Raw genomic sequence first — 24,591 nt, 5'->3', positions numbered from 1 at the left:
ACAACGATTCTCGGACTCTGATGTCGACATCGATACGATATCGGGCATGCATTCGCGATATAACGGGTGAATAACTTGGATGTACCGCCTCAGTTCTGTCCGACCGACCGCATCGACCTCCGATCACCGCAGACGCGAGGTCAACGCGTGTGCGGCCCGCAGCAGCTGTTCGCCGAGAACAGGGCGCCGGACATCGTCGAAACGGCCGGCGACGCCCGTCAGACTCAGCGCCCACGCCGGGGCGTCGCGGCGATCGAACACCGCGGCCCCGAGACCCCAGCTACCTTCCACCAACAACCCGGGATTCACCGAGTATCCCTGCACCAGAACTTGTTCCACCCGTTCGGCGATCTCGCGCGGCGCGTGACGTTCTCCCCAGCCGCCGAGCTCTGCACGGTCGAGGTACTCCCTCCGCTCACGTTCGGGCAGGTGCGCGAGGATGACCAACCCGGCGGACGCGACTCCGAGGGGCATGCGCAGGCCGACGTGCAGGACGTGCGAGCGCAGCGGGAAACTGCCCTCCTCGCTCGCGATGCAGACCGTCTCGTCGCCCCGACGTGCCGACAGGAAGGCGCTCTCCCCCGTCGTTCGGGCCAGATCGCGCAGGATGTCTCCTGCGCTCGACGTGATGTCGTACCGCTCCGCTGCCATCGATCCGAGAAGGAAGGTCTCGGGCCCCAGCGCCCACCGGCCCGACTCGTGCCGATCGACGAAGCCCTCCGCCGCCAACGCGGTGACCATCCGGTGCACGGTGGGCCGCGCCAACCCGGCGGTCCTGGCGATGTCGGTGGTCGACGCGCCGTCCGGCTCGTGATCACCGACGGCACGCATCACGGCCGCGACTCGCGCGATGACCGACCTCGCTGCCTCCGCCATCACCACAGTCTAGGGCTCGCGGGGTGTCCACTCAGTGAACACCGTGCCGCCGATCGTTCCACGAGTCGAGCAGTTCGCCGTCCGGACCCCGTATCGCCTGCGAAGACGCCGTGGTCCTGATCGAATGCAGAGAGTGCGCACGTCCACTCACCGGACCGTACATCTGATCAGTACTCGATCTCAGGAGGAACTCGTGGCCACCGAAGTCCTGTCCACCCCCGCCGACGCGATACGCGGCGTCACGGACGGCGCCACCCTGGCCGTCGGCGGCTTCGGGCTCTGCGGCATCCCGGACGCACTGATCGACGCCCTCGCCGCCACCGACGTCACCGATCTGGAGGTCTTCTCCAACAACTGCGGAGTGGACGACCATGGCCTCGGCATCCTGCTCGCAGCGCACCGGATCCGTCGCGTCACCGCGTCCTACGTCGGCGAGAACAAGGAATTCGCCCGGCAGTACCTGTCCGGCGAGCTCGAGGTCGAGCTCACTCCCCAGGGCACTCTCGCCGAACGACTACGCGCCGGGGGCGCGGGCATCCCGGCGTTCTTCACCCCGGCCGGTGTCGGCAGCCCCATCGCCGACGGCGGGCTCCCGTGGCGCTACGCCGCCGACGGATCCGTCGCACTCGCGTCCCCCCCGAAGGAGACCCGCGTCTTCGGCGACAAGCGGTACGTCCTCGAGGAGGGCATCCGCGCCGACTTCGCGCTCGTGCACGCGCACCTGGGTGACACCGACGGAAACCTCGTCTTCGACAAGGCAGCCATGAACTTCAACCCGCTCGCCGCCATGGCCGGCCGCATCACCGTCGCTCAGGTCGAGCATCTCGTGCAGCCGGGCGAGATCGACCCGGCGCACGTGCACCTGCCCGGCGTGTTCGTCCAGCGCATCGTGGAGACCGGCCCACAGACACCCCGCATCGAGAAGCGCACCACCCGACCCGCAGGAGACGCACGATGAGCACCGACACCGGATGGACCCGCGAGAACATGGCTCGGCGCGCGGCGGCCGAACTGCGCGACGGTGATTACGTGAACCTCGGCATCGGGCTGCCCACACTGATTCCCGGCTTCCTCGATCCCGCGATCCGCGTCACGCTGCACTCCGAGAACGGCATCCTCGGTACCGGCCCCTACCCCACCGAGGACGAGGTCGACGCGAATCTCATCAACGCCGGCAAGGAAACCGTCACCACCCTGCCCGGCGCGGCGTTCTTCGACTCCGCGCTGTCCTTCGGCATGATCCGCGGCAGCCACATCGACACCGCCGTCCTCGGCGGCATGCAGGTCTCGGCGACCGGCGACCTCGCCAACTGGATGGTCCCGGGAAAGATGGTCAAGGGCATGGGCGGCGCCATGGACCTCGTCCACGGCGCCGCGCGCGTCATCGTCGTCATGGAGCACACCGATCGGGACGGCAACCCCAAGATCGTCGACGCGTGCACGCTCCCCCTCACCGGTCAGGCCGTCGTCGACCGTGTCATCACCGACTACGCCGTCATCGACGTCGTCGGCGACGGCACCCTGGTCCTGCGGGAGACCGCGCCCGGTGTCACGGCGACGCAGGTACACGACGCCACCGGCGCCACCCTCACCGACGCCGACGACCTCGTCACGCACTGACCGGCGGCGGGCCGTTCTCACGGCGTGAGGATGGCCCGCCCTCGCACCGTGCCCGCGTCCAGATCGTCGATGGCGCTCTGGAAGTCGTCGAGTGCGTACTTCGCGGTGTGCAGAACGACGGACCCGCGTGCCGCGAGAGCCATGAGGTCGCACAGGTCGTTGTAGGACCCGACCAGGTTGCCGATGACGTTGATCTCCGACGACACGATGTCGATTGTCGGCACGTCGATGTTCTCGCCGTATCCGACGACGTGGTAATTGCCCGCCTGCCGCAACATCGCGATGCCCTCCGCCGTCGCGCCGCCTTCACCGACGAAATCGATGACCGCTTCGCCGCCCTGCCCGCCGGTGAGCTCGAGCACCTGCTCGATGTGGGTGCCGTCGGCGACGACGCCGTGATCCGCCCCGATGGACAGGGCCAGCTTCACCGCGTCGGCGTTACGGTCGACGACCACGATCTCGGCCGCGGTCAGCGCCTTCAGCACCTGAATCCCGATGTGCCCCAGCCCGCCTGCGCCGATCACCACGACGCGGTCGCGGGGAGTCAGATGCCGGGAAGCCTTCGACGCGGCGTGATAGGCCGTCAGTCCGGCATCGGCGAGGGCAGCCACGTCCGCCGGCTCCAGCGAGTCGTCCAGCTTCACCACACTGCGTGCCGACGTCTTCAGGTACTCCGCGTAGCCACCGTTCGTGTCGATGCCGGGAAACTGGTTGATCTCGCAGTGCACGTCGTCGCCGGATCGGCAGGCGCGGCAGAGCCCGCACGTGATGAGCGGGTGGACGATGACCTTGTCACCCTCCTGCACGTTCGTCACGGCGGAACCGACGGCGTGGACCCAGCCGGCGTTCTCGTGACCGATCGTGTACGGCAGGGTCACGTTCGACTTCTCGGCCCACTGCCCCTCGAGGATGTGCAGATCGGTACGGCACACCCCCGCTCCACCGATCCGGACGACCACGTCGAACGGCCCCGTGGGAGTGGGAACGGGCACCTCGGTCATTCGGAGTTTCTCGTGGTACCCCACGACCTGGACTGCGCGCATGGTGCTCATGATGTGTCTCCTCGGCTTCTCGGGAAGGTCAGGCGTCGACCGTCGTGCGGTCCGGGTCGTCGTAGCGGGTACGGAGCAGTCCCCGGCAGAAGTGGGCATTGCCGTCGATCGAGATGCGGGTCGATCGAGCCCGACGCAGTGCGAGCGGCACGTCGAGCTGCGCATAGCCGGCTCCGGTGTGATCGACCATGACGATGCTGTCGGGCACGTCGTCCAGACCGAGGGACCGTCGCCGCGACCGCAGTGCCCTGGTGGTGTCGTCGTCCGGGAGATCGCCCAGCACAACGGTTCCCATGTCCTCCATGCGCCGGGACGGATCCCGCTTCAGCAGCGCGGTCAGGCACCGCTCCATCGCCGCGACGTGAGCCTTGCGCCGGAACGTCGTCCGGAGCTCCTCCAGATCGTTCTCCGCCTCGTGCGCGAAGGTGCCCCGGTACCCCGCGTCCGCGGCGAGTCCCGCGTTGATGATCGGTGAATCGTGGTGGTCGTCGAGTTCCACCGTCACGTTCCGCGTCCAGGGCAGGCCGGTGAGCACGTCCTTCGCGTCGGAGGCCATGAGGTAGGCGAAGTTCGGCGCGCAGAAGGACGTCGGCAAGCGCAGGTGCACCACGACGTCACGGTCCTCGGAGACGGTGAGCGACTGCACGAAGTCGAGGTCGGTGATCGGCTCGTCGAGCTCGGGATCGATCACCACGTCCAGAGCCCGCATCGCCGAGTCGGCACGGGTGGTCATCTCACGCTCCCACGAGAACGTCGTCGGCCGCACGGTCGGCGCCGCGCGGGCCGGTGGCCGTCTCGTCGGCATCGGCGATCTGCAGCTCCGCCGGAACCGGGATGTCGTACATCTTCGCGGCGTTCAGGCCCAGCACCTTGCGCTTCTGGTCCATCGTGATCTCCGGGTACTCGCTCAGCTCCGCCGGGATCTGGAAGTCGACGAACGACTCGATCAGCCAGCGCGGTGTCCAGAGGGCGTAGTCGGACGAGAACTGGATCCGGTCCTCACCGAGCCAGTAGAGCAACTCGCCCATGATCTGGCCGAAGTACTTCGGCCGGGAGTGGATGAACGGCATCGCGACGGCGAGCCCGGCATGCACGTTCGGCTCCTGGGTGGCGATCCAGCAGAAGTCCTCGAGCCGCGGGAGACCGCAGTGCTCGACGACGAAGTTCAGATCGGTGAAGTCGGTGGCGACATGATCGACGTCCGCCACGTCGAAGGCATCGCGATCGAGCGGCCTGATGGTCGGTCCCTTGTGGACGTGGATGTTGGTGATCCCGAGCTCGCGGCAGACCTCGAGGTAACGCCGGGTCCAGTCGTCGTCGAGCTTGTAGCCGCGAGAGTCTCCGTGCCACTCCGCCGTGTAGAGCTTGACGCCCTTCAGTCCGAACCGTTCGGCATCGGCGCGGAGCTGATCGAGCCCACGCTCGCCGTTGCGCGGATCGAAGTGGTGGTTGTAGGTGAGCTTGTCGGGATTCTGCGCCGTGAGGGCCCATGCCTCCTCCGTCTGCCCGAACCCGTTCACGTAGAACTCCCCGAGGTGGGCCGGCTGGAAGATCGCATGATCGACGTACCCGTCCTCGAAGAGGTCCTTCATCAGGCGGTCGCCGCCCTGGTAGAGGTACTCGTCGTACGGCCACAGCTCGCTCTCGGGCGACAGGTTGCGGTGGTAGTCGTAGAAGCAGTCGATGAACTGCTTGCCGTGGATGTTGCGCTGGTTCTCGGGCCGCGCGTCCCACAGCGCGACGTGCGCGTCGACGATGAAGAAGCTGTTGTCGCCCTTGGTGTACATCGAGGTCCCTTCGTCGTGTGACTGGCGTCACCTTCACTGGCTCGACGCTAGGGCGCGACGGACGGGAAGCGGGCGTCCCCGGCGTCTCAATCTGAGACGGTCGACCACCCCTCGGGCGCTGTAACCTGGATCACAACCCGACCCGCTTCGACCCACCAGGACGCCCGCGTGCCAGCACAGCTCCCCGAACACCGGACCGGCTCCGGCCGCGAGGTGGACCCGGTCGCCGGTGCGGTACCCCCTCGACTCCGCGCCTCCTGGCTTCGGAGTCGGCGCTATGGCATCCCGGTCGATCATGTCGAGCCGGTCTTCGCCGGGACGGAACGGCAGGAGTCGCTCTTTCGGCAGTGCGGTGACGAAGTGCTCGCCGACCTGCAGCGGACGCTCACCGCCGAGCCGGTGGGCCTCATGCTCACCGACGCCGACGGCCTCGTTCTGTCCCGCCTGAGCGGGGACCACACGTTGCTCCGCGCGCTCGACGACGTCCACCTCGCGCCCGGTTTCGGCTACTCGGAACGGGAGGTGGGGACCAACGGTCTGGGTCTCGCGCTGGCAGACCTGGCACCCACCCTGGTCCGAGCGGAACAGCACTACTCCCACAGCCTCACCGGCTTCACCTGCGCAGCCGCCCCGGTGCTGGATCCCGCGACGGGTCGTCTGCAGGGTGCCGTCAATCTCACCACCTGGTCCCGGACGTCGAGCGACCTCCTACTCACACTCGCACGGTCGGCCGCGAGCACCATCTCGCTGTCGATGTCGTCCCGATCGACCGGTCGACGAGAGCGACCGACGGTGCGTCGCAGCCTCTTCCGTATCGAGCACGGGTCCACCGGCACAGGCGTTCGACTCGGCGCGGAGTGGTCACGACTGGAGGCGGACGCCCACTCCGCGATGGCCGCGGGATCGACCGTCGCGGTGATCGGCCGCCCCGGCTCCGGCCGCTCGTCGCTGGTGACGCACGCTGCGCGGCGCGCCTTCCCGCGCCACCGCATTCTCTCGGCAGCGGCCCCCGCACCCGACGACGTCGACACGTGGCTCGACCTGTGGACGTACGAGGCGGATCGCACCGACACGGTCGTCGTCCTGCGCGACGTCGACACGCTCCCCGACTTCGCCGCGCAGTCACTCGTCGACCTGCTGCGGTCCGCCGAGACCCGGATGCCCTTCGCGGTCACCGCCGAACGACTGCACGACATCCCGGCCGCACTCGCCTCCGCGGTCGCATCGGTCGTGTCGCTGCCCCCACTGTCGGACCGACCGGACGACGTCGTGCCGTTGGCTCACGAGTTCGCGCGCGCGGTGCGCGGACGCGACGTGCACATCACCCCCGCGGCGGAACGCGCTCTGCAGCACCACGACTGGCCGCAGGGCGCGGCGGAGCTCCGCGAACTCGTCACGCGAGTCGCGTCGCGTGCGGACGTCGTCGACGTCGCGATGCTCCCCGCCGAACTGCTGGCGGGCCGGACGCGCCGGTTGTCGAGCATCGAGGCGTTCGAGCACGGGGAGATAGTGCGGGTCCTCGCGTCGGGCAAGGTCACGATGAGCCAGGCGGCCCGTCAGCTGGGGATGAGCCGCGCCACGCTCTACCGCAAGACGGCCTACTACAAGATCGATCCGCGGAACCCCGGCTGACGCACGTCGGCCGCGTAGTCTCGTCCCGGACGACTCGATCTCACGGGAGGGGCGCGGACATGGACGACGAACTCACGCGACGTCTGTTCGCACTGCGCGACCTCCCCCACTTCCGTCGGGCCCGCGAACGGGACTCGACGGCGACGACCACGGTCTCCGATTTTCTGACCGGCTCGGTGGACGACGATGCCGCTCTGCTCGTCGTGCTCGAGCAGGGCGCGGCGGCGGCGGTCCGATCACTCGACGGCGTGGCGCACGCCGGCATCACCGCCACCGTGGACGGCCACCCCTTCACCGTGTCCCCCACCGACGCCGTCGTGTTCGCGCTCGACGCCCAGCAGTACGACCTCGACGACGGACCCTGCCTGCGCGCGCTGCGGACACACTCGTCGCTGCACTTCTCCCACGACGAGGTGGCCCGACTCTGGCCGACCCTTGCCGCCCTCGCGGCGAGGGCCGGCGTGGACCGGGTGCACGCGTGCGCGCTGACCGTCGACGAGGCGGCCGCCGGATCGGTCAACCTGTACGCCGCGGGGCCTCCCCTGTCCTCCGCGCAGGTCGAGGCCGAGGACGATCTGGTGTGCGTCCTCGTGGACCACCTCGACACCGCCCTGTGGTCCTACGGCCGCGGGCGCGACCTCGTCGCCGGAGTCCGACGGATCGGTGCGGCCATGGCGGACCGCCGGGTCGTCGGCATCGCGGTCGGCATCCTCATGGTGCGGGACGATCTCGACATGGGCGAGGCCCGAGCACTACTCGAGAAAGCCGCTGCCGCAGCGGAACTGCCACTCGTCGACGTGGCCCGCCGGATCACCGAGGACAGCTGACCGACGATCACGGCGCCGTGAACGCCGCCTCGAAGGCGTCGAGTGCCTCGTCGGGATCGGCGCGTGCCCACCCCTCGAGACCGACGACACCGTCGTACCCCATCTCGCGCAGTGCGGCGGCGACGACCGGGTAGGCAATCTCCCCGGTGCCCGGTTCGCAGCGCCCCGGAACGTCGGCCACCTGGATCTCGCCGATCCAGGGAAGCGAGCGCCGCACCGTCTCGATGAGGTTCCCCTCGCCGATCTGAGCGTGGTACAGGTCCAGATTCAGGCGCAGGGCCGCACTGTCCACCGCGGACACGAGTGCGAGCGTGTCCGCCGCGGTGGCGAACGGTGTACCGGGGTGATCGACCGCGGTGTTGAGGTTCTCGAGGGTGAACACGCGACCGGCACGCTCGCCCAGCTCCGCGACCCGGCGCAGTGTGTCGGCCGCCCGGAGCCACATGTCGGGGGTCACCGTGTGCTCGGGGTGGACCGGCAACCCTTCGGAATCGAGACCTGTGCCGTGCAGATTCAGGCGCGGGCAGTCGAGCCGATCGGCCACGCGCAGCGACTCCGCGGCGGTGCGGAGCAACTCGTCGATGCCGTCCGGGTCGGTGAGGCTTCCGCTCAGGTACCCGGTCATCGAGGAGAACCGGGCACCCGTGGCCCGCAGATCGTCGATGTTCTTCGTCGACCAGTTCCAGATCTCGACCTGCAGGCCGCGGTCCGCGATCCGTCGGACCCGATCGACGAACGGCAGATCGAGGTGGAGCATCTCGGCGCTGGCCGCCAGCGTGTACGTCATCGGACACCGTCCGAGTCGAGATCCGCGACGGTGACCGCGGCGCCGGACCGCACGCTCTCCATCGCGGCGAGCGCGATCGACAGGGCTACCCGTGCGTCGGCTCCACCGACGACCGCGGGCGTCGAGTCGCGGACCGAGGACACGAACGCGGTGAATTCTCCGATGTAGGCCTCGCGCAGCAGATCGGTGTCGCGACGGGCGGTGTCCACGGTGATCCCGCGAGCGTCGTACAGGGTCATGTCGCTCGACGCCGTGGTGCCGGCAGTGATCATGCCGCCGGATCCGAACACCTCTCCGCGGACGTCGTAGCCGTACAGCGCGGAGAAGTTGGCCTCGGCCGTCGCGAGGGCGCCGTTGTCGAACGCGATGGTGACGACGGCGGTGTCGAGGAAGCCGTCGTCCCTGGCCTCGGGCCGGATCAACGCGTCGGCCATGGCGTGCACGCGCACCGGAGCGGATCCCGGGTTGAGGAAGCACAGCGTGTCGAAGTCGTGGATCAGCGTCTCCAGGAAGATGGTCCACGCTGGAACGCGGCTCGGATCTCCACCCCACGGGCCGGGATCACGGGTGAGCGACCGCAGCAGCTGGGGCGTACCGATCCTGCCCTCGTCGACGGCCCGACGTGCCGCCGCGAATCCCGGCGCGAAGCGTCGGTTGAAGCCCACCTGGAGTGTCACTCCCGCGGCCCGTGCGGCGGCGATGGCACGGTCCGCGTCCTCGAGGGTCACGGCCATCGGCTTCTCGACGAACACGTGCTTCCCGGCCTCCGCGGCCGCGACGACGAGTTCGGTGTGACTCCGCGCGGGGGCGGAGATCACGACCGCGTCGACGTCGTCACGCCGCAGGGTCTCGTGGATGTCGGTGGACGCCGTCGGTGCACCGAGTTCCCCGGCGAGCCTGTCGGCGGCGCCGGGCACCGGATCCGCCACTGCCCGCAGTGCGGCACCCGGTACCCGGCGCGCGACGATCTCGGCGTGGTTGGCGCCGATCCTGCCCGCACCGAGCACCGCGATGCCCACCACCTCCGAACGATCGACTGCCATGACGCCTCCTACTAGTACGTTCTAGTTTGCCTGTTCGCAGAGGCTAGAACGTACTAGACGCCGGCGTCAACACCCCCGTACGATCGGTGCGTGACCACCAGGAGACGAACCGAGCGTCCCGTCACGATGACCGACGTGGCACGGGCGGCGGGAGTCTCGACCGCCCTGGTGTCCATCGTCTTCCGCGACTCCCCCGGTGCCAGCGACGCGACCCGCGCACGGGTACGCGAGATCGCCGACGAACTGGGATACGTCCGCGATCGACGGGCGAGCAGTCTGCGGCAGTCGCACTCCCGGCTTCTCGGGGTCGTCTTCGAGCTGCAACAACCGTTCCACGGGGATCTGGTCGAACACGTCTATTCCGCCGCGGCTCGACGGGGCTACGAGGTGGCTCTCAGCGCCGTCGCACCCAGCAGAGGTGAGACAGCGGCCATCGACTCCCTTCGTCACGATCGCTGCGAGGCAACGATCCTCCTCGGCAGCCGACTGCCGGAGGACGAGCTGGCCGCGCTCGCCCGCACCGTTCCCACCGTCGTCGTCGCTCGCCGTGTCGACACCCCGGACACGGTGACGGTGCGCAGCGACGACGTCGCCGGCATCACGCTGGCGGTACGGCATCTCGAGGAGCTCGGCCATCGGCGCATCGCCTTCGTCGACGGCGACGGCGCACCGGGCAGCGAGGACCGATCCGCCGGTTTCCTGGACGCCCTGTCCCACATCGACGACGCCCGAGCCGAGGTGGTGCGGGGCGGCCTCACGGAGGACGACGGAGCGCGAGCAGTCGAGGGACTCCTCGACACAGAGCACCCTCCCACCGCCGTGATCGCCTTCAACGACCGGTGCGCCACAGGCGTTCTCGCCGCACTGGTCGCTCGCGGACTCGCCGTGCCGCGGGACATGTCGGTGATCGGGTACGACGACTCGCGCGTCGCCGGACTGGACCACGTCGCACTCACCACGGTGTCCCAGGACGCCGAGAGCCTGGCCGACGCGGCGGTGGACGCCGCACTCACCCTCACCGTCGACGACAGTGCGCCGAGCATCGTGCTGACGCCCAGCCTGGTGTCACGGTCGACCACCGGCGCACCGAGGGCTACGTCGTGACGTCCGGGGCGGCACCGGTCACGACGGTCCGCAGATCACGGCACGCGACGCGATAGATCTCCGCCAGGTCGGCGTCCTGATCCCCGTCGTCCACGCGCGCCGCCCACGAGTCGAACGCGACCCGGACGGTCATGATCGCCGTCTCGGCGGTCAGGCGGGAGGGCGATCGCGGAACTCGCGCCGCCAGCGCGTCGGCCAGGCGAGCGATGACCACTTCGTCGAGGGCGATCGCCGCGGACCGTAGGTGCGCATCCGACACGATCAGCCGACGGATGCGCATCACGCGGTCGGACGACGCCGTGTTCGCCGCACTCATGCGCCGGAGGAACCGCTCCACGATGTCCTCGATGCCGGCCAGACCGACACCCGCGAGGTCGGCCTCGGTCACCCACGCCAGGATCTCGCGCTCGAGCCCGGCATCGAAGCCGACGACGGACTGCTCCTTCGTGGGGAAGTGACGGAAGTACGTGCTCTGCGAGATACCCGCGTCGCGAGCGATGTCGCCGACGGTGGTGGACGCGAATCCCTGACGCTCGAAGAGTTCCAGCGCCGCCAGTGAGATCTCGGAACACATGTCGCGACGCCGACGTTCCCGCAGATCGGGCACCGGTGTCGCCGCCACCTCGGTCGAGCCGTCTCCACTCACGACATCACTCCTCTCCGAATGGCCGTCACCCTACATCAACAACCAGTTTGACAGTGACTGTCATGCAGGAAGACACTGTTACCACACCGAACGACAGAGAGGCCCCACGACGATGCAGGTTCAGCAGACAGAGGTGGACGCGCCGCGCGTCACGGACGGGCCTCTGCCACGGAGCAGTCGGCTGTTGATCGCGGTGCTCGTGGTGTCGGCATTCGTCATGATCCTCAACGAGACGATCATGAGCGTCGCGCTGCCCACCCTGATGGTCGATCTCGCCATCGACGCCGGCACCGCGCAGTGGCTCACCACCGGCTTCCTCCTGACCATGGCCATCGTCATCCCGACCACGGGCTTCCTCTTCCAGCGCTTCACTCTCCGCCAGGTCTTCTTCGCGGCGATGTCGCTGTTCTCCGTGGGCACCGTTCTCGCCGCGTCGGCGCCCGGCTTCCCGCTGCTGCTCACCGGTCGAGTCGTCCAGGCAGGCGGCACGGCGATCATGCTTCCCCTGCTGATGACGACCGTGCTGCGACTGGTTCCCGCCGATCGGCGCGGCCGCATGATGGGCGTCATCTCCATCGTCATCGCCGTGGCTCCGGCCGTGGGGCCGACCATCTCGGGTGTCATCCTCAGTGCACTCGACTGGCGGTGGATGTTCTGGCTCGTGCTCCCGATCGCGTTGCTGGCCTTCGCGATCGGATCCCGCCTGGTGGAGAACGCCACCGCGGCGAGCACGGTGGCCCCGTTCGACGCCGTCTCGGTGGTGCTGTCCGCGCTGGCGTTCGGCGGCATCGTGTACGGACTCGGCAGCCTGGGTCACGCCGCCGAGGGCACCGCGGTCCCCGTGTGGATCCCGTTGGGTGTCGGCGTCGTCGCACTGGTCGTGTTCGTCCTCCGGCAGATCGCTCGTCAGGACTCGGGCCGGGCCCTGCTCGACCTGCGTCCGCTGCGCACCCCCACGTTCAGCATCGGCCTGGGCATGCTCTCCATCAGCATGATGGCGCTGTTCGGTGCCCTCATCCTGCTGCCGATGTATCTGCAGAACGTCCGCGGGCTGGACACGTTGACCACGGGCCTGATGCTCCTTCCCGGCGGTCTGATCATGGGCGGTCTCGCTCCCGTCGTCGGACGGGTCTTCGACCGGGTCGGCCCCCGCCCACTGGTGGTCCCGGGCGCCGTCGTCGTCAGCGCCGCACTGTGGTCGATGACGATCCTCACGGCCGACACCGCCCTCCCCGTGGTCGTCGCGATCCACTCGCTGCTCAGCGTCGGACTCGCTCTGATCATGACTCCGCTGATGACCTCCTCACTGGGTTCGGTTCCGCCGCAGCTGTACTCGCACGGCAGCGCGATCTTCAACACCGTGCAGCAGTTGGCGGGAGCGGCCGGCACCGCGCTGTTCGTGACCGTGATGTCCACCGCTGCGGCCTCCCGACTGGCCGGTGGCGTGGGCGACGTGGCGGCGCAGCAGTCGGGGATCCACACCGCGTTCCTGTGCGGCGGTGCCGTGTCCCTGCTGGCAGTGGGCGCCTCGTTCTTCATCCGTACGCCTGCGGCCGACCGGGGGTGACCTGGTCGTTGCCGGAAGGTTGTCGCCCCGTCGTGGTGCAATGGTGCCGTGAACTCCTCTGACTCCTTGCCGCTCGCGGTCGTGATCGGTAACGCCGTCCGCTCGTTGAGCGCGGCGGGCACCGACGACGACCATGCTGCGGAGTTGATGCACCGGCTGGTCGACGCCGCCTGCGCGTGCATCCCCGACACGGACATGTGCGGAGTCACCGTCGAGCTGAACGGCGCACCCTTCGCGGCCGCGACGTCGTCGGCCACCGTCTCCGCCATCGACCTCGAGCAGTACGACGCGGACAGCGGTCCGTGCCTGCACGCCGCTCGCGAGGGCGAGACGGTGCTGGTCGACTGCGAGGCGGGAGACGCCCGGTGGCCGGAATTCGGCACCACTGCGCGCGCCGCGGGGATCGCCGCGATGATGTGCACCCCGGTGCGGGTGGGTGACCGCACCATCGGTTCGCTCACCCTCTTCGCCCACACCCCGCACTCGTTCGACGACCTGGACCGTCAGGTTCTCAGCACGCTGGTCGGCGCCGTCTCGGACGCGCTGGAGCGCGACGACCAGCACCGCGACCTCTCGACCACCGTCGACGGCCTCCGCGATGCCATGGCCCACCGCGCACCCATCGAGCAGGCCAAGGGCATCCTCATGGCCCTGCGCGGCATCGACGACGCCGCGGCGTTCGAGGTGCTCTCGACCGAGTCGCAGCGCACCAACCGCCGACTGCGGGACATCGCCCGCGAATTTGTGTCGTCGGTGACGGACGTCGCGCCGGCCGAGATGACCGGCGCGCGCCCCGCCTGACGCACAGTTCGACCGGTCACCACCCGGGCGGAACCTCCAGGTCGACCGGAACTCGGGTGTCCCGGTTCCCGCTCGCGGACGCCAGTTGCGTCCGGGTGAGAAACAGCGCGTCACGCAGGTCCGCACCCCGGACGTCCGCGCCGCGCAGATCGGCCCCGAGAAGGTCGCATCCGGTGAAGTCGGAACGGCGCAGATCCGCCCCCACCAGTGACGCCCCGCGCAGGTCGGCACCGACGAGCCACACGTCACGCAGGTCGGCGCCCGCCAGGTCCGCTCGCGGGACGAGCCGTGCGTCCGTCGCCGCCCCGTCCGCGAAGTAGGCCGCGCGCACCTCGGCGCTCACGGTGTCGAGCACCTGCCGTACGCGCCCTCGAACGAACGTCACGTCCACCGCGAGAACCGAGGTGGCGCCGGCGTCGACGGCGGCAGAGATCTCCGCGCACAGCAGATCGACCTCGTCGGTCAGGTCGCTGTCGTGGGAACGCGTGCGCACCCGCGTCAGATGCCACAGCATCTCGTGCAGGTCCATCACGACCTCGAAGGCCGAGAAGACGGTGCGCGCGGTCGCGTCACCGTCGCGCCACGACGCGGCAGGGAACATCGTCGTGCTGACGCGTTGGCCGGCTCCGAAACAATCGAAGGACACGCAACCGCGGTACCCGCGTCGAGGCAGAGCGGAGTGGATCGAACACCGGAACGTCGTGTCCAGATGGGCACACGGGACGCCCGGTGGTTTGTCGGTCGCGAACTCCACCGATCGCGAGAATCCGAGGGCGGTGCAGCACAGGCCGGTGCACCGCGCGCAGTCGGCGCGCAGTGTGGACGGATGCGGGACAGGGGCCGAGAACGGCTCGTTCATGAGGTACTCCGGAGAGAAGTGACAGGGGCCGGAGGCGGCGGAGCCCTCGGAAGGGTCCGCCGACACCGGCGCACGCAGTCACCACCGAACGCACGGAGTGCGCTCGGTCGGAGCCACAGGGCCTGGTCAGGACATCATGAAGAGATCACTGCGCGCAGAGTAGCGCACCGACCCCGGTCAGCCGAGCACGAACCTCTGCACGACGAGTCCTGCCAGCACGAGATACCAGAGGACGAGGGGGACGGCGTGGTACCGCGTCAGCAGGTCTCTCGTCCGGCCCGGTCCCGCCAGAGCCGACACGTTCACCACCGTCACGTACCAGAAGACGGGCACCGTGACGGCCCACACCACCATGCAGTACGGGCAGAGCGCACCGATCTCGTACAGGCTCTGCACGATGAGCCAGTGCACGAAGGCGACGGCCGCGGTGACCCCCACCTGCAGCCCTGCCCAGAACCACCGATCGAGACGCGTGCGCATCAGCAGGGCGACGCCCACCATGGCGACGATGGCGAAGCCGCCCACCCCCATGAAGGAGTTGGGGAATCCGAGGACGGCCGCCTGGCGTGATGCCATGACCGAGCCGCAGTTGACCACGGCGTTGAGGTTGCACGTCGGCGCGTACGACGGGTCCGCCGTCAGTCGTATCTTCTCGTAGGTCAGCACACAGGCGGCCGCGAATCCGACGACCCCGCCGATCAGCAGGACCCACGGCAGCACGCGCGCCGGGGTTCCGCGAGACGGACGGTCCACATCGACGTCGTCGTCGGACAGCGAGGACATCGTCATCGGTGGGATCCCGTCGGAGAGTCGGAGAGTGGTCGAGTCCCCGAGTGTAAACAGCCTCCCTGAGAGATCGGCTCCGGCGAGTCAGTTGACCTCGCGGTCCATCCCGTCCCAGTAGGGCGTGCGTAACTTGAACTTCTGCAGCTTGCCGGTGGCCGTGCGCGCCAACTCGTCCCGGAACTCCACGGTGGTCGGCGCCTTGTACCCGGCCAGTCGCTGCTTGCACCACGCGATGAGGTCGACCTCCGTCTCCGGGCCGGCGTCCACGTCCGGCGCGAGCACCACCAAGGCCTTGATCGTCTCGCCCCACTTCTCGCTCGGCACCCCGATGACGGCGACCTCGCTCACCGAGGGATGGGAGAAGAGGCAGTCCTCGACCTCGATGGACGAGACGTTCTCGCCGCCGGTGATGATCACGTCCTTCTTGCGGTCGGCGATGGTGAGATAGCCGTCGTCGCCGATGAGGCCGCCGTCACCGGTGTGGAACCAGCCGCCGTCCAGCGTTCTGGCGCTCTCCTCGGGCCGCCCCCAGTAGCCCTCCATGACGACGTTGGATCGCGCCAACACCTCGCCGGTCGGGTCGACGTCGAGTCGGACACCCAGTGCGGGGGCGCCGGCCCGAGTGAGCTTCGCGGCACGCTCCTCGGGTTCCAGATCGTCCCACTCCTGGCGAGTGCGGTTGACGGTCAGCAGAGGGGACGTCTCGGTGAGCCCGTAGATCTGGATGAACTCCCACCCCAGTTCACGCTCCACGCGCGCAACGGTCTTCGTCGGTGGCGGCGCACCGGCCATGATGATGCGCACCCGATCCCGGCCGGGGATCTCGCCCTCCCACGACTGCGCGGCATCGAGCACGGCTGCCGCGACGGCGGGGGCCGCACACATCACCGTCACGCCGTGATCGCGCACGCGGCGCAGGATCTCGGCGCCGTCGACCTTGCGCAGGACGATGTGCTGCGCACCGACTCCCGTCATCGCGAACGGCTGTCCCCAGCCGTTCGCGTGGAACATGGGCAGGGTGTGGAGGTAGACGTCGCGATCGCTGACGCCGACGTGCATGCCGAAGGTGACCGCGTTGACCCAGATGTTGCGGTGCGTGATCTGGACGCCCTTGGGGCGAGCCGTGGTCCCCGACGTGTAGTTGATGGCAGCGGTCGCGTTCTCGTCCGGATCCCACGGTGCCGGAGTCGATCCCGGCGGAGCGTACAGATTCTGGTCGTCACCGAGAACGACGACGTGTTCGCACTCGACGTCGCCGAGCGAGTCCTTCAGCTCCGGATCGATGTAGAGCACGCGCGCACCGGAGTCCTCGACGATGTACCGCACCTCGTCCGGCCGGAGTCGAAAATTGACGGGAACGATGACGCGGCCCCAACCACTGATTCCGTAGAACGACGTGAGCAGACGGCCCGCGTTGTGGCTGACGATCGCCACTCGATCGCCACGCTCGATACCCAGATCGTCGAGTTTCACGGCCTGCCGCCGGGCGAGGTCCGCCATCTCGGCATAGGTCGGAGATCCGAGGCTCGGAGCGGGCTGATCGGGCTCGTCGACGAACCCGACCCGGTCTCCGTACACGGCGGCGGCGCGGTCGAGGAAGTCGGTGACACTGAACGGGACGAACATTCGACCGACACTAACAAGGCTCCGCGCCGTGCGGCGCAGTTCACCGAGAGGCGGTGCCCAGCAGGTCGGCCATCATGCCGACGAGCCACTCCTCGACGACGTCGAGCGGCCGCGTGCTCCGTTGCGCCTTGCACATGAGGAGGGCGCCCTCGATGGCCGACAGGGCAAGGGTCGCACCGCGTTCCGCGTCGTCACGAGCGACACCGCGCTCGCACAGAGAGTCCGCGATGATCTTCTCCCACGACGTGAAGGCCGCACCTGCCGCGTCGCGGGCACCCGGGGTGTTGGGCCCCTCGACGGCCGCCGCACCGACGGGACACCCCGCGACGTGATCCGTCGCGACGAGTTGGTCACGGAACGACCCGACGATGGAGGCCATGGTGTGCTCGGGTCCCCGCGACGCGAGACCCGCCGAGATCATCGATCCCATGAAGTCACCCGCGCCCCGTGTCGCTTCCTCGACGAGCTGCGGGCGCCCTCCGGGAAAGTGGTGGTAGATCGATCCGCGCGGCGCATGGGCATGCTCGATGACGTCGGCCACCGAGGTGGCCTCGACACCCTTCTCCCGAAACAGCAGCGCCGCGCTGCGCAACATGTCGGTACGGGCGGTGCTCTGCCTGGGCATGCGATTCCTCTCGTTCTATGCAGTGCACTATACCGACCGTGCTCGTGCTCAGCCGACGGTGAGAAACTCCCGGAACGAGAGCGGTCGGCGTCCGATGATCTCCTCCACGTCACCCGAGACGTCGGCGAGAGCTCCCGAGGCGATGGCCGTGTACGTCGACACCCACGCGTCGTTCTGCCAGGCGGGTGCCGCCCACCGTGCCCTCGACTCGTAGGCCTCCGCCACCGTCTCGTCGTGAAACCGCACGTCGACTCCCCGGACGTCGGACAGTGTGGCGGCCACCTCCGTCATCGACAGCGCCTCGGGCCCGGTCAGATCGTAGGTCCGGCCGAGGTGACGGGCCGGGTCGCTCAGCACCGCCGCAGCGGTGCGCGCTACGTCGACGCGGGCGACGAGCGCGGCACGCCCCTCCCCCGCCGGTCCGCGCAGAACACCGTCCTCCCCCACGAAGTGCTCCATGACGTCGAGGTAGAAGTTGTCCCGGAGGAACGTGAACCCGATACCCGTGGACCGGATGTGACTCTCCGTGGCGTGGTGATCTCGGGCCAGGGTGAAGACGGCGTCCGGCGCGGCGCCGACGAACGACGTGTAGACGATGTGGCGCACGCCGGCGGCGACCGCCGAGTCGACGAACGTCCTCTGCTGGTCGACACGATCGGCGCTCTCGGAGGCCGAGACCATGAACAGGACCTCGATCCCGGCGAGTGCCTGCACCGCGGCGGTCGCGTCCGAGTAGGAACACTGCGCGACGTCGGCACCCGGGTGTGACGGCGCGCGAACGGCGTTCCGCACCAGCAGACGCTGCGACGCGCCCGCAGCGGCGAGCGACGCGGCGACGGCGCCGCCGAGTGCGCCGGTCGATCCGGTGACCGCGACGGGAGTTCGGGTGACGTTCATGGGCTTTCCTCTCGTGACACGATGGCCGCCGGACGATCACCGACCAGGAGACTTTTTCATGGCGACGTGGCAGATGCGCGCGGTGGCGCTGTACATGCGGGCGACGGCGAAGCGGACGATGGCGTCCGAGGCTCGTGCCGACCGCCGGATGCGGCGGCCGAAGGACTCTCCGACTCCGCCGGCGCGCATGGCGGGACGGCACGACATCGAGCGGTTCGAGGTCGCGGGACGGCCCGTCGACGTGGTGCGTCCGCGCGACCGACCCTGCGTCGGCGGTGTCCTGCATCTCCACGGCGGAGCGTTCGTCAGCGAGATCGCCGCTCAGCACTGGTCGCTCGTCGATCAGCTCACCGAGGCGGGGCTCGCTGTCGCGGTACCGCACTACGGTCTGGCTCCGGATCACACCGTGGACGACGCCTACCCCCTCTTGACGTCGGTCCACGAACGGATGGTGTCCGAGCACGGGATCGACCACACCGCGATCATGGGCGATTCCGCCGGCGGCACCCTCGCCCTCGGGCTCGCGCAACGGCTCGCGGCAGCCGGCAGACCGGGGTCTCATCTCTGCCTGATCTCCCCGTGGCTCGATCTCGCGCTGACGAACCCGGCGATCCCCGATGTCGAGGCGCGCGACCCGTGGTTGTCGAGCGTCGGCCTGCGACATCTGGCGCGGACGTGGTCGAACGGTCGAGACCTCGACGATCCCGTGGTCAGTCCACTACGCGGGCCCACGCGCGGACTACCGCCCGTTCACGTCCTGATCGGGGATAGAGATCTGTTCCTGCCCGACGTCCGGGCGTTCGTGGACGAGGCGCGCGCAGCGGGCGTCGACATCCGCAGCACCGAGTGTCCCGGGGCGATCCACGTCTACCCCCTGCTTCCCACACCCGAGGGGGCGAGCGCGCGGCGCAGCATCGTCGACGCCCTGATACGCGATCTCACGACCGCGCCCTGACGTCGCTGCGTCAGGTGTCGCTCACCGCATCACGACGCGCGCGGAGACGCCGAAGACGAACGACGACGACCACGGCGAGCAACAACCACCCGGCGCCGATCACACTGCAGCCGACCACGACCATGGTGCGCAACGGATGATCCTGGTCGAGGCGTGCACCGACGAGCGCCCAGAACAGGCCCAGCACCGCGAACAAGGCCATCGCCTGCGCGACGGATCGCTTGAACGTCACTCGTCTCGTCACCAGCGGGGTGTACCCCGCACCGGGCGCGGACTACCCCCGAGGGGGGTGCGAGTCTCGTCACGCGGGAACGACGACGGTGCAGCAGCGCGGAACAAAACATGACCGTGCTCGGTTCTGAGTACAGTCATATAAACCCGTCACAGAATCGAGCTCGTCATGACCGCTCTCGCCGGATCCGTCGTCCTCGTCACCGGAGCCAACGGTGGCATCGGTACGCAGTTCGTCCACGACGCCCTCGCCCGCGGCGCCGCCAAGGTGTACGCCAGCGCCCGGACGCCGCGCGACTGGGACGACGACCGCATCGTTCCCGTCACCCTGGACGTGACCGACCCCACGTCCGTCGAGGCCGCCGCCGCACAGGCCGCGGACGTCACGGTGCTGATCAACAACGCGGGCGCACTTCCGCCCGGCGCCAGCCTGCTCGACGTCGAGGTCGCCGACATCCGCGCCACCATGGAGGTGAACTTCTTCGGTCCCCTGCTCGTGGCGCGAGCTTTCGCGCCGGCACTGACAGCTCACGGCGCGGGCGTGCTGATCGACGTGCACTCGGTCGCCAGCTGGTACCACTTCGGTGGCGCGTACAGCGCGTCCAAGGCGGCCCTCTGGGCGGCCACCAATTCCCTGCGTCTCGAACTGGCGCCCCGAGGCGTGCTCGTCACCGGTGTGCACATGGGGTACGTCGACACCGCGATGGCGGCGGGCGCCGACGGGCCGAAGTTGACGACCGAGCAGCTCGTCGCGGCCGTTCTGGACGGAGTCGAGGCGGGTGAGACGGAGGTGCTCGCCGACGAGCTGACCGTCGGCGCCAAGGCCGCACTGGCCGGACCACTCGACGCCCTGTACCCCGGATCCCGGCCCACCACAGTCTGATTCGACCGGCCGAGAGAAATCAGGAGACTCACGATGCGCGCACTCGTCCTCACCCGCTACAAGCACCCTCTCGTCGAACGGGATGTTCCGGAGCCGACCGTCTGTGATCACGACGTCCTGATCCGAGTGGAGGCGGCCGGTCTCAACGTGCTCGACGAGAAGATCCGTCTCGGCGAGTTCACACAGATACTTCCGTACACCCTTCCCCGCACACTCGGTCACGACGTCGCCGGCACCGTTCTCGCAGTCGGCCCGGCGGTGCGGTCCTTCGCACCGGGGGACGAGGTCTGGTCGCGGCCACCGACCGATCACATCGGCACCTTCGCCGAGCGCATCGCCGTTCCCGAGTCCGACGTGGCACCGAAGCCGGCCGGCATCAGCATGGCCGAGGCCGGGTCGCTGCCCCTCGTCGCGCTCACCGCGTGGCAGGCGTTGGTCGAGCGAGGCGGTCTACAGGCAGGTCAGACGGTGCTGATCCATGCGGGGGCCGGTGGTGTGGGCACCATCGCCGTCCAGCTCGCGAAACATCTGGGAGCGACCGTGGTGACCACGGCCAGTGCGCGCAACGCCGACTTCCTGCGGGAACTGGGCGCCGACGTCGTGATCGATTACCACACCGACGATCTCGACACCCTGTCCGGCGTCGACCTCGTGCTCGACAGCGTCGGCGGTGAGACACTCGAGACCTCGCTCCGCGTGCTGAAGCGAGGTGGCAAGGCCATCGGGATCACCGGCCCGCCGGACCCCGCCTTCGCCTCCGACGCAGGCCTGAACATCGTCGTCCGCACGGCCATCGCGGTGATCAGCCGGAAGATTCGTCGACAGGCGGCGAAAGCCGATGTGTCGTACGAATTCCTGTTCATGCACGCGGACGGCGGTCAGCTACGGGAGATCGCCGCCCTGATCGAGAACGGGGCGCTCCGGCCCGTCGTCGGCCGCACCATCACCTTCGACGAGATCCCCGAGGCGCTGTCGACGATGTCCGCCGGCGGCAACCGTGGAAAGATCGTGGCCACCCTTCCCGTCACCTGACCGACGGCGGCTCCCGGTAGCGTCGTCGCGATGAGCTGGATTCGCATGAACGACGTCACCGCCGGGTACGAGCAGAAAGTCGTTCTCCGCGAGGTGTTCTTCCGTCTCTCCGACGGAGACAGGGTGGGCCTCACCGGCCGTAACGGGTCGGGCAAGACCACGCTCCTGCAGCTGCTCCTGGGTCGCGTCGCGCCGGACTCCGGCACGGTGGACGTCACCGAGGGTGCTCGGATCGGCTACTTCTCCCAGTTCTCCGAGCTCGACGGCGATCGCAGCATCACCGCCGAGCTCGAGTCGCTCTTCGGGGACATCAGGGCGGTGGAGACCGAACTGGCCGAGGTCGAGACGGCGCTCGGAGGCGACATCGACGAGAAGGAGATGTACCGCCTCGTCGACCGCCAGGCCGAGCTGCTCGAGCAGATGGAGGTCGGCGGTGGATGGACGTACCACCAGCAGATCGACACCGCCCTGTCGATGCTGGGTTTCGACGCCGAGCGTCGAGAACTGCCGGTGGACAAGCTGTCCGGTGGATGGCGCAACCGAGCCGCGCTGGCCCGCATCGTCCTGGAATCGCCCGACGTCCTCCTTCTGGACGAGCCCACAAACTTCCTCGACGTAGCCGGGATCACGTGGCTGGAGCGGTGGCTCCGTGACTTCCGCGGCGCACTGCTCCTCGTCTCCCACGATCGCCATTTTCTCGAGCAGGTGGTGACCACCATCGTCGAGATCGAGAACAACCGGTTGCACACCTACGACGGGAGCTACTCGGACTACGTGCAGCAGAAGCAGTTCCGACTGAAGAACCTCGAGAAGGAGTTCAGCACCGAGCAGCAACTCCTGGCCTACGAGCAGGACGCGATCACCGACCGGAAGGAAGCCGCGAAGAATCCGAGCGGCGTGCTGAAGCGGCGACTGGCGTCGATCAAGAAGAGCAAGACCCCTCGACCGGTCGATCAGATCATCACGTCGATCTACGGCGGACTGCACGTGCACCACGACCTCTGCGTCGTCGACGGCGTCACGAAGGGGCACGGCGGCGATCCACTGTTCGCGGATCTCTCCTTCGAGATCCATCGGGGCGACCGCATCGCGATCACCGGCCCCAACGGCTGCGGGAAGTCCACGCTCCTCGACGTGCTGACCGGGCTCGCACCCGCCGACTCCGGAACGGTGAAGTGGAAGGTCAAGGCGCCCGCGTTCATTCACTACAACACGGTGCTCGCGAACCTCGATCCGGACGACACCGTCACGCACGCGGTCAACGCGATGCCGGACAGTCTGGCACTGACCGCGACCCGGAAGGACGTGGCGCGCTTCCTCGCTCTGCTGCAGTTCTCCGAGGCCGAACAGAAGCAGCGCATCGGAACGCTGTCCGGAGGTCAACAGGCACGCGTCGCGTTGGCCCAGTGTCTCCTGTTCGGAGCCGGCGTCATCGTGCTGGACGAGCCGACCAACCATCTCGACCTCCCGAGCGCGCACGTCCTCGAGCGAGCGCTGACGGCGTTCCCCGGGGCCGTCGTGGTGGTGAGCCACGACCGCTTCTTCATCGAGAAGGTGGCCTTCCGCCAACTCGCCTTCGACGGCCGGGGCGGAGTGCAGAAGATCGCCGGCGTGCAGATGTAGCCCGGGGTTCGCTCAGCGCGGCGGCACCCGGTGCAGAAGCAGCGTGGCCGCGTCGAGCACCTGATCACGGTCGCGGGTGAGTCGATACTCCACACACGGCTCCCCGTCCGCGGTGCACGGCACCGCGGTCAGCGCCGCGGCGAATTCCGGGTCCACCACCACGATCGAGTGTTCTCTCGCCAGCGGCTCGCTCTGTCCGATCACGACGAGTCGATGGTGGCCGGCAATCGATCGCGCGTCTCCCGCGGTGAACAGCACGGTCAGAGCACTTCGCTCGGACAGCTGATCGAGCAGCTGCCGCCGAGTCCCGATCATCGTCTCCGGCTCCGGGACCGTGACGAGCACCAACGATGTCGGCCCACACTCCAGGGCACGACGGAGCAGATCCGCCTCCAGGTCGGCCAGCGCGGCCGGGGTGGTCCGCACCGCGGACCCGCGGCCGTGAGTGAGCCCGAAGGGTGTCACGGCCACCGGGGCACGCACCGTCACAGCGGGGCCGGCCAGCCCTGGATGCGGTCGACGCGGCACGGCGTCGAAACGCGGTAGCGGGCCGGGTGCGCCGAAGTACCAGCCCTGCCCCCACGAGGCACCGAGCTCGAGGGCGCGGGCCTCGTGCGCAGCATTCTCGATTCCCTCGGCGACGACGACGGAGCCCGTTCGCGCGGTCTCCGCGGCCACCGCGGCGAGGAGCGCGATCGTCTCCGGCGTGGAAGGTTGCTGGACCAGGCGCATCTCCAGCTTGACGACGTCCGGTCGCAGCAACGCCAGCAGCGCGAGGCTCGACGAGTCCGCCCCCACGTCGTCGACGGCGATACGCCACCCCAGGTCTCGGGCGTGCGCGACCGCACGCAGTATTCCGGCCGGATCCGCCATCAGGTCACGCTCGGTGATCTCCACGACGATGGACTGGTCGGCGGCGTCCACGAGCGCACCGCGTGCAAAATCCGGCGGTGGGGCGTCCAGGGCGGCGGGTTCGGAGTTCACGAACAACGCCAGTTCACTCGGGAGTCCCGCTTCCGCTGCGCCACGCACTGCGGACACGCGGCAGAGCCAATCGAACTCGGCGGTCACACCCCGGCGCTCGGCCTCGGCGAACAAGTCCTCGGGTGAGCCGCCGGACGCCGGCCTGGTCAAAGCCTCGTAGCCGACGATCGAGCGATTCCTCAGATCGACGATGGGCTGATAGACGGTGTCGATCGGTCCGGGAAGAAGAGGGGGTGCGTCCACCACATGCCCTTTCCGATCCACAACTGCTCCGACGTCCCCACCCGGCCACACAGTGTGCCTCGAGTTCCGTTCGAGTCGGACATCGCGGCTCTGCGTGACCAATGG

Annotated in this window: 25 protein-coding genes; 11 read left to right on the top strand and 14 right to left on the bottom strand. The window is 68.7% G+C overall.

Annotated features, from left to right (window positions below):
• Window positions 1–123: 123 nt before the first annotated feature.
• Complete coding sequence (locus tag ASG69_RS02520; RefSeq protein WP_056447183.1) at window positions 124–876, bottom strand: IclR family transcriptional regulator; 753 nt, start codon at window positions 874–876, stop codon at window positions 124–126.
• Window positions 877–1,069: 193 nt separating this feature from the next.
• Between ASG69_RS02520 and ASG69_RS02515 the strand changes: the two genes are divergently transcribed.
• Together ASG69_RS02515 and ASG69_RS02510 are read left to right on the top strand one after the other, a co-directional pair.
• A complete protein-coding gene (locus ASG69_RS02515; RefSeq protein ID WP_056447180.1) occupies window positions 1,070–1,834 on the top strand; it encodes a CoA transferase subunit A in 765 nt (254 codons plus the stop codon).
• The gene (locus tag ASG69_RS02510) at window positions 1,831–2,496 is read left to right on the top strand and encodes a 3-oxoacid CoA-transferase subunit B (RefSeq protein WP_056447177.1); all 666 of its coding nucleotides are present in this window, start codon (window positions 1,831–1,833) and stop codon (window positions 2,494–2,496) included. The genes ASG69_RS02515 and ASG69_RS02510 overlap by 4 nt, the downstream gene beginning before the upstream one ends.
• A gap of 17 nt (window positions 2,497–2,513) precedes the next feature.
• Here the strand turns inward: ASG69_RS02510 and ASG69_RS02505 are convergent, their stop codons facing one another.
• Genes ASG69_RS02505 through ASG69_RS02495 form a run of 3 tightly spaced genes read right to left on the bottom strand, consistent with a single transcriptional unit; the run spans window position 2,514 to window position 5,335 of the window.
• The gene (locus ASG69_RS02505) at window positions 2,514–3,539 is read right to left on the bottom strand and encodes an NAD(P)-dependent alcohol dehydrogenase (protein ID WP_056447576.1); all 1,026 of its coding nucleotides are present in this window, start codon (window positions 3,537–3,539) and stop codon (window positions 2,514–2,516) included.
• A 37-nt stretch (window positions 3,540–3,576) separates the two neighbouring features.
• Complete coding sequence (locus ASG69_RS02500) at window positions 3,577–4,281, bottom strand: iron-sulfur cluster assembly protein (RefSeq protein ID WP_056447574.1); 705 nt, start codon at window positions 4,279–4,281, stop codon at window positions 3,577–3,579.
• Between the two features lies 1 nt (window position 4,282).
• On the bottom strand, window positions 4,283–5,335 hold the full coding sequence (locus ASG69_RS02495) for an amidohydrolase family protein (protein ID WP_056447174.1): 1,053 nt from the start codon (window positions 5,333–5,335) through the stop codon (window positions 4,283–4,285).
• A gap of 168 nt (window positions 5,336–5,503) precedes the next feature.
• Here ASG69_RS02495 and ASG69_RS02490 point away from each other — a divergent pair, with 168 nt between their 5' ends.
• Window positions 5,504–6,967 (top strand): helix-turn-helix domain-containing protein, encoded by a 1,464-nt coding sequence (locus ASG69_RS02490; RefSeq protein WP_082544608.1) that lies wholly within the window; start codon window positions 5,504–5,506, stop codon window positions 6,965–6,967.
• Between the two features lie 59 nt (window positions 6,968–7,026).
• A complete protein-coding gene (locus ASG69_RS02485; protein WP_056447171.1) occupies window positions 7,027–7,794 on the top strand; it encodes an ANTAR domain-containing protein in 768 nt (255 codons plus the stop codon).
• Between the two features lie 7 nt (window positions 7,795–7,801).
• Here the strand turns inward: ASG69_RS02485 and ASG69_RS02480 are convergent, their stop codons facing one another.
• Window positions 7,802–8,581, bottom strand: coding sequence for a TIM barrel protein (locus ASG69_RS02480; RefSeq protein WP_027504036.1), 780 nt, complete (start codon window positions 8,579–8,581; stop codon window positions 7,802–7,804).
• A complete protein-coding gene (locus tag ASG69_RS02475; RefSeq protein WP_056447168.1) occupies window positions 8,578–9,624 on the bottom strand; it encodes a Gfo/Idh/MocA family oxidoreductase in 1,047 nt (348 codons plus the stop codon). The genes ASG69_RS02480 and ASG69_RS02475 overlap by 4 nt, the downstream gene beginning before the upstream one ends.
• Window positions 9,625–9,750: 126 nt before the next feature.
• On the opposite strand from ASG69_RS02475, the gene ASG69_RS02470 reads away from it, so the two are divergent.
• A complete protein-coding gene (locus ASG69_RS02470; RefSeq protein ID WP_056447165.1) occupies window positions 9,751–10,728 on the top strand; it encodes a LacI family DNA-binding transcriptional regulator in 978 nt (325 codons plus the stop codon).
• On the opposite strand, the gene ASG69_RS02465 is transcribed toward ASG69_RS02470, so the two are convergent.
• Window positions 10,718–11,374: a TetR/AcrR family transcriptional regulator gene (locus tag ASG69_RS02465; RefSeq protein ID WP_235578814.1), complete on the bottom strand. Its 657-nt coding sequence runs from the start codon at window positions 11,372–11,374 to the stop codon at window positions 10,718–10,720. The two genes, ASG69_RS02470 and ASG69_RS02465, sit on opposite strands and share 11 nt — an antisense overlap.
• 112 nt (window positions 11,375–11,486) lie before the next feature.
• Between ASG69_RS02465 and ASG69_RS02460 the strand changes: the two genes are divergently transcribed.
• Window positions 11,487–12,941 carry an MDR family MFS transporter gene (locus ASG69_RS02460; RefSeq protein ID WP_051612949.1) on the top strand — a complete coding sequence of 485 codons (1,455 nt, stop codon included), beginning with the start codon at window positions 11,487–11,489 and terminating at the stop codon, window positions 12,939–12,941.
• A 48-nt stretch (window positions 12,942–12,989) separates the two neighbouring features.
• On the top strand, window positions 12,990–13,742 hold the full coding sequence (locus tag ASG69_RS02455) for a GAF and ANTAR domain-containing protein (protein ID WP_056447162.1): 753 nt from the start codon (window positions 12,990–12,992) through the stop codon (window positions 13,740–13,742).
• Window positions 13,743–13,758: 16 nt separating this feature from the next.
• Here the strand turns inward: ASG69_RS02455 and ASG69_RS02450 are convergent, their stop codons facing one another.
• From ASG69_RS02450 to ASG69_RS02430, 5 genes are all read right to left on the bottom strand, one after another.
• Window positions 13,759–14,601 carry a pentapeptide repeat-containing protein gene (locus tag ASG69_RS02450; protein ID WP_056447159.1) on the bottom strand — a complete coding sequence of 281 codons (843 nt, stop codon included), beginning with the start codon at window positions 14,599–14,601 and terminating at the stop codon, window positions 13,759–13,761.
• Between the two features lie 177 nt (window positions 14,602–14,778).
• Complete coding sequence (locus tag ASG69_RS02445) at window positions 14,779–15,390, bottom strand: vitamin K epoxide reductase family protein (RefSeq protein WP_082544607.1); 612 nt, start codon at window positions 15,388–15,390, stop codon at window positions 14,779–14,781.
• A gap of 81 nt (window positions 15,391–15,471) precedes the next feature.
• The gene (locus ASG69_RS02440) at window positions 15,472–17,013 is read right to left on the bottom strand and encodes an AMP-binding protein (protein ID WP_056447155.1); all 1,542 of its coding nucleotides are present in this window, start codon (window positions 17,011–17,013) and stop codon (window positions 15,472–15,474) included.
• A 40-nt stretch (window positions 17,014–17,053) separates the two neighbouring features.
• A complete protein-coding gene (locus ASG69_RS02435) occupies window positions 17,054–17,638 on the bottom strand; it encodes a TetR/AcrR family transcriptional regulator (protein ID WP_027504042.1) in 585 nt (194 codons plus the stop codon).
• A gap of 48 nt (window positions 17,639–17,686) precedes the next feature.
• Window positions 17,687–18,535, bottom strand: coding sequence for an SDR family oxidoreductase (locus ASG69_RS02430; protein ID WP_056447152.1), 849 nt, complete (start codon window positions 18,533–18,535; stop codon window positions 17,687–17,689).
• Between the two features lie 58 nt (window positions 18,536–18,593).
• Here ASG69_RS02430 and ASG69_RS02425 point away from each other — a divergent pair, with 58 nt between their 5' ends.
• On the top strand, window positions 18,594–19,490 hold the full coding sequence (locus tag ASG69_RS02425) for an alpha/beta hydrolase fold domain-containing protein (RefSeq protein ID WP_056447149.1): 897 nt from the start codon (window positions 18,594–18,596) through the stop codon (window positions 19,488–19,490).
• A 10-nt stretch (window positions 19,491–19,500) separates the two neighbouring features.
• Here the strand turns inward: ASG69_RS02425 and ASG69_RS02420 are convergent, their stop codons facing one another.
• Window positions 19,501–19,734: a hypothetical protein gene (locus tag ASG69_RS02420; protein ID WP_155956902.1), complete on the bottom strand. Its 234-nt coding sequence runs from the start codon at window positions 19,732–19,734 to the stop codon at window positions 19,501–19,503.
• Window positions 19,735–19,890: 156 nt separating this feature from the next.
• Between ASG69_RS02420 and ASG69_RS02415 the strand changes: the two genes are divergently transcribed.
• Genes ASG69_RS02415 through ASG69_RS02405 form a run of 3 tightly spaced genes read left to right on the top strand, consistent with a single transcriptional unit; the run spans window position 19,891 to window position 23,259 of the window.
• On the top strand, window positions 19,891–20,604 hold the full coding sequence (locus ASG69_RS02415) for an SDR family oxidoreductase (RefSeq protein ID WP_056447146.1): 714 nt from the start codon (window positions 19,891–19,893) through the stop codon (window positions 20,602–20,604).
• Window positions 20,605–20,637: 33 nt separating this feature from the next.
• Window positions 20,638–21,636, top strand: a complete 999-nt coding sequence (locus tag ASG69_RS02410) for an NADP-dependent oxidoreductase (RefSeq protein ID WP_056447144.1) — start codon at window positions 20,638–20,640, stop codon at window positions 21,634–21,636.
• 30 nt (window positions 21,637–21,666) lie between these two features.
• The gene (locus ASG69_RS02405) at window positions 21,667–23,259 is read left to right on the top strand and encodes an ABC-F family ATP-binding cassette domain-containing protein (RefSeq protein ID WP_056447141.1); all 1,593 of its coding nucleotides are present in this window, start codon (window positions 21,667–21,669) and stop codon (window positions 23,257–23,259) included.
• Window positions 23,260–23,271: 12 nt separating this feature from the next.
• Here ASG69_RS02405 and ASG69_RS02400 read toward each other — a convergent pair whose 3' ends face one another.
• Window positions 23,272–24,486 carry an EAL domain-containing protein gene (locus ASG69_RS02400; RefSeq protein WP_235578813.1) on the bottom strand — a complete coding sequence of 405 codons (1,215 nt, stop codon included), beginning with the start codon at window positions 24,484–24,486 and terminating at the stop codon, window positions 23,272–23,274.
• Window positions 24,487–24,591 lie beyond the last annotated feature (105 nt).

This window comes from Rhodococcus sp. Leaf225 (genome assembly GCF_001426145.1).
In the GTDB taxonomy this organism is placed as follows: Bacteria; Actinomycetota; Actinomycetes; order Mycobacteriales; family Mycobacteriaceae; genus Rhodococcoides.
The sequence above is the reverse complement of the archived record's forward strand: the minus strand, read 5'-3'. Positions and strand labels throughout refer to the sequence as shown.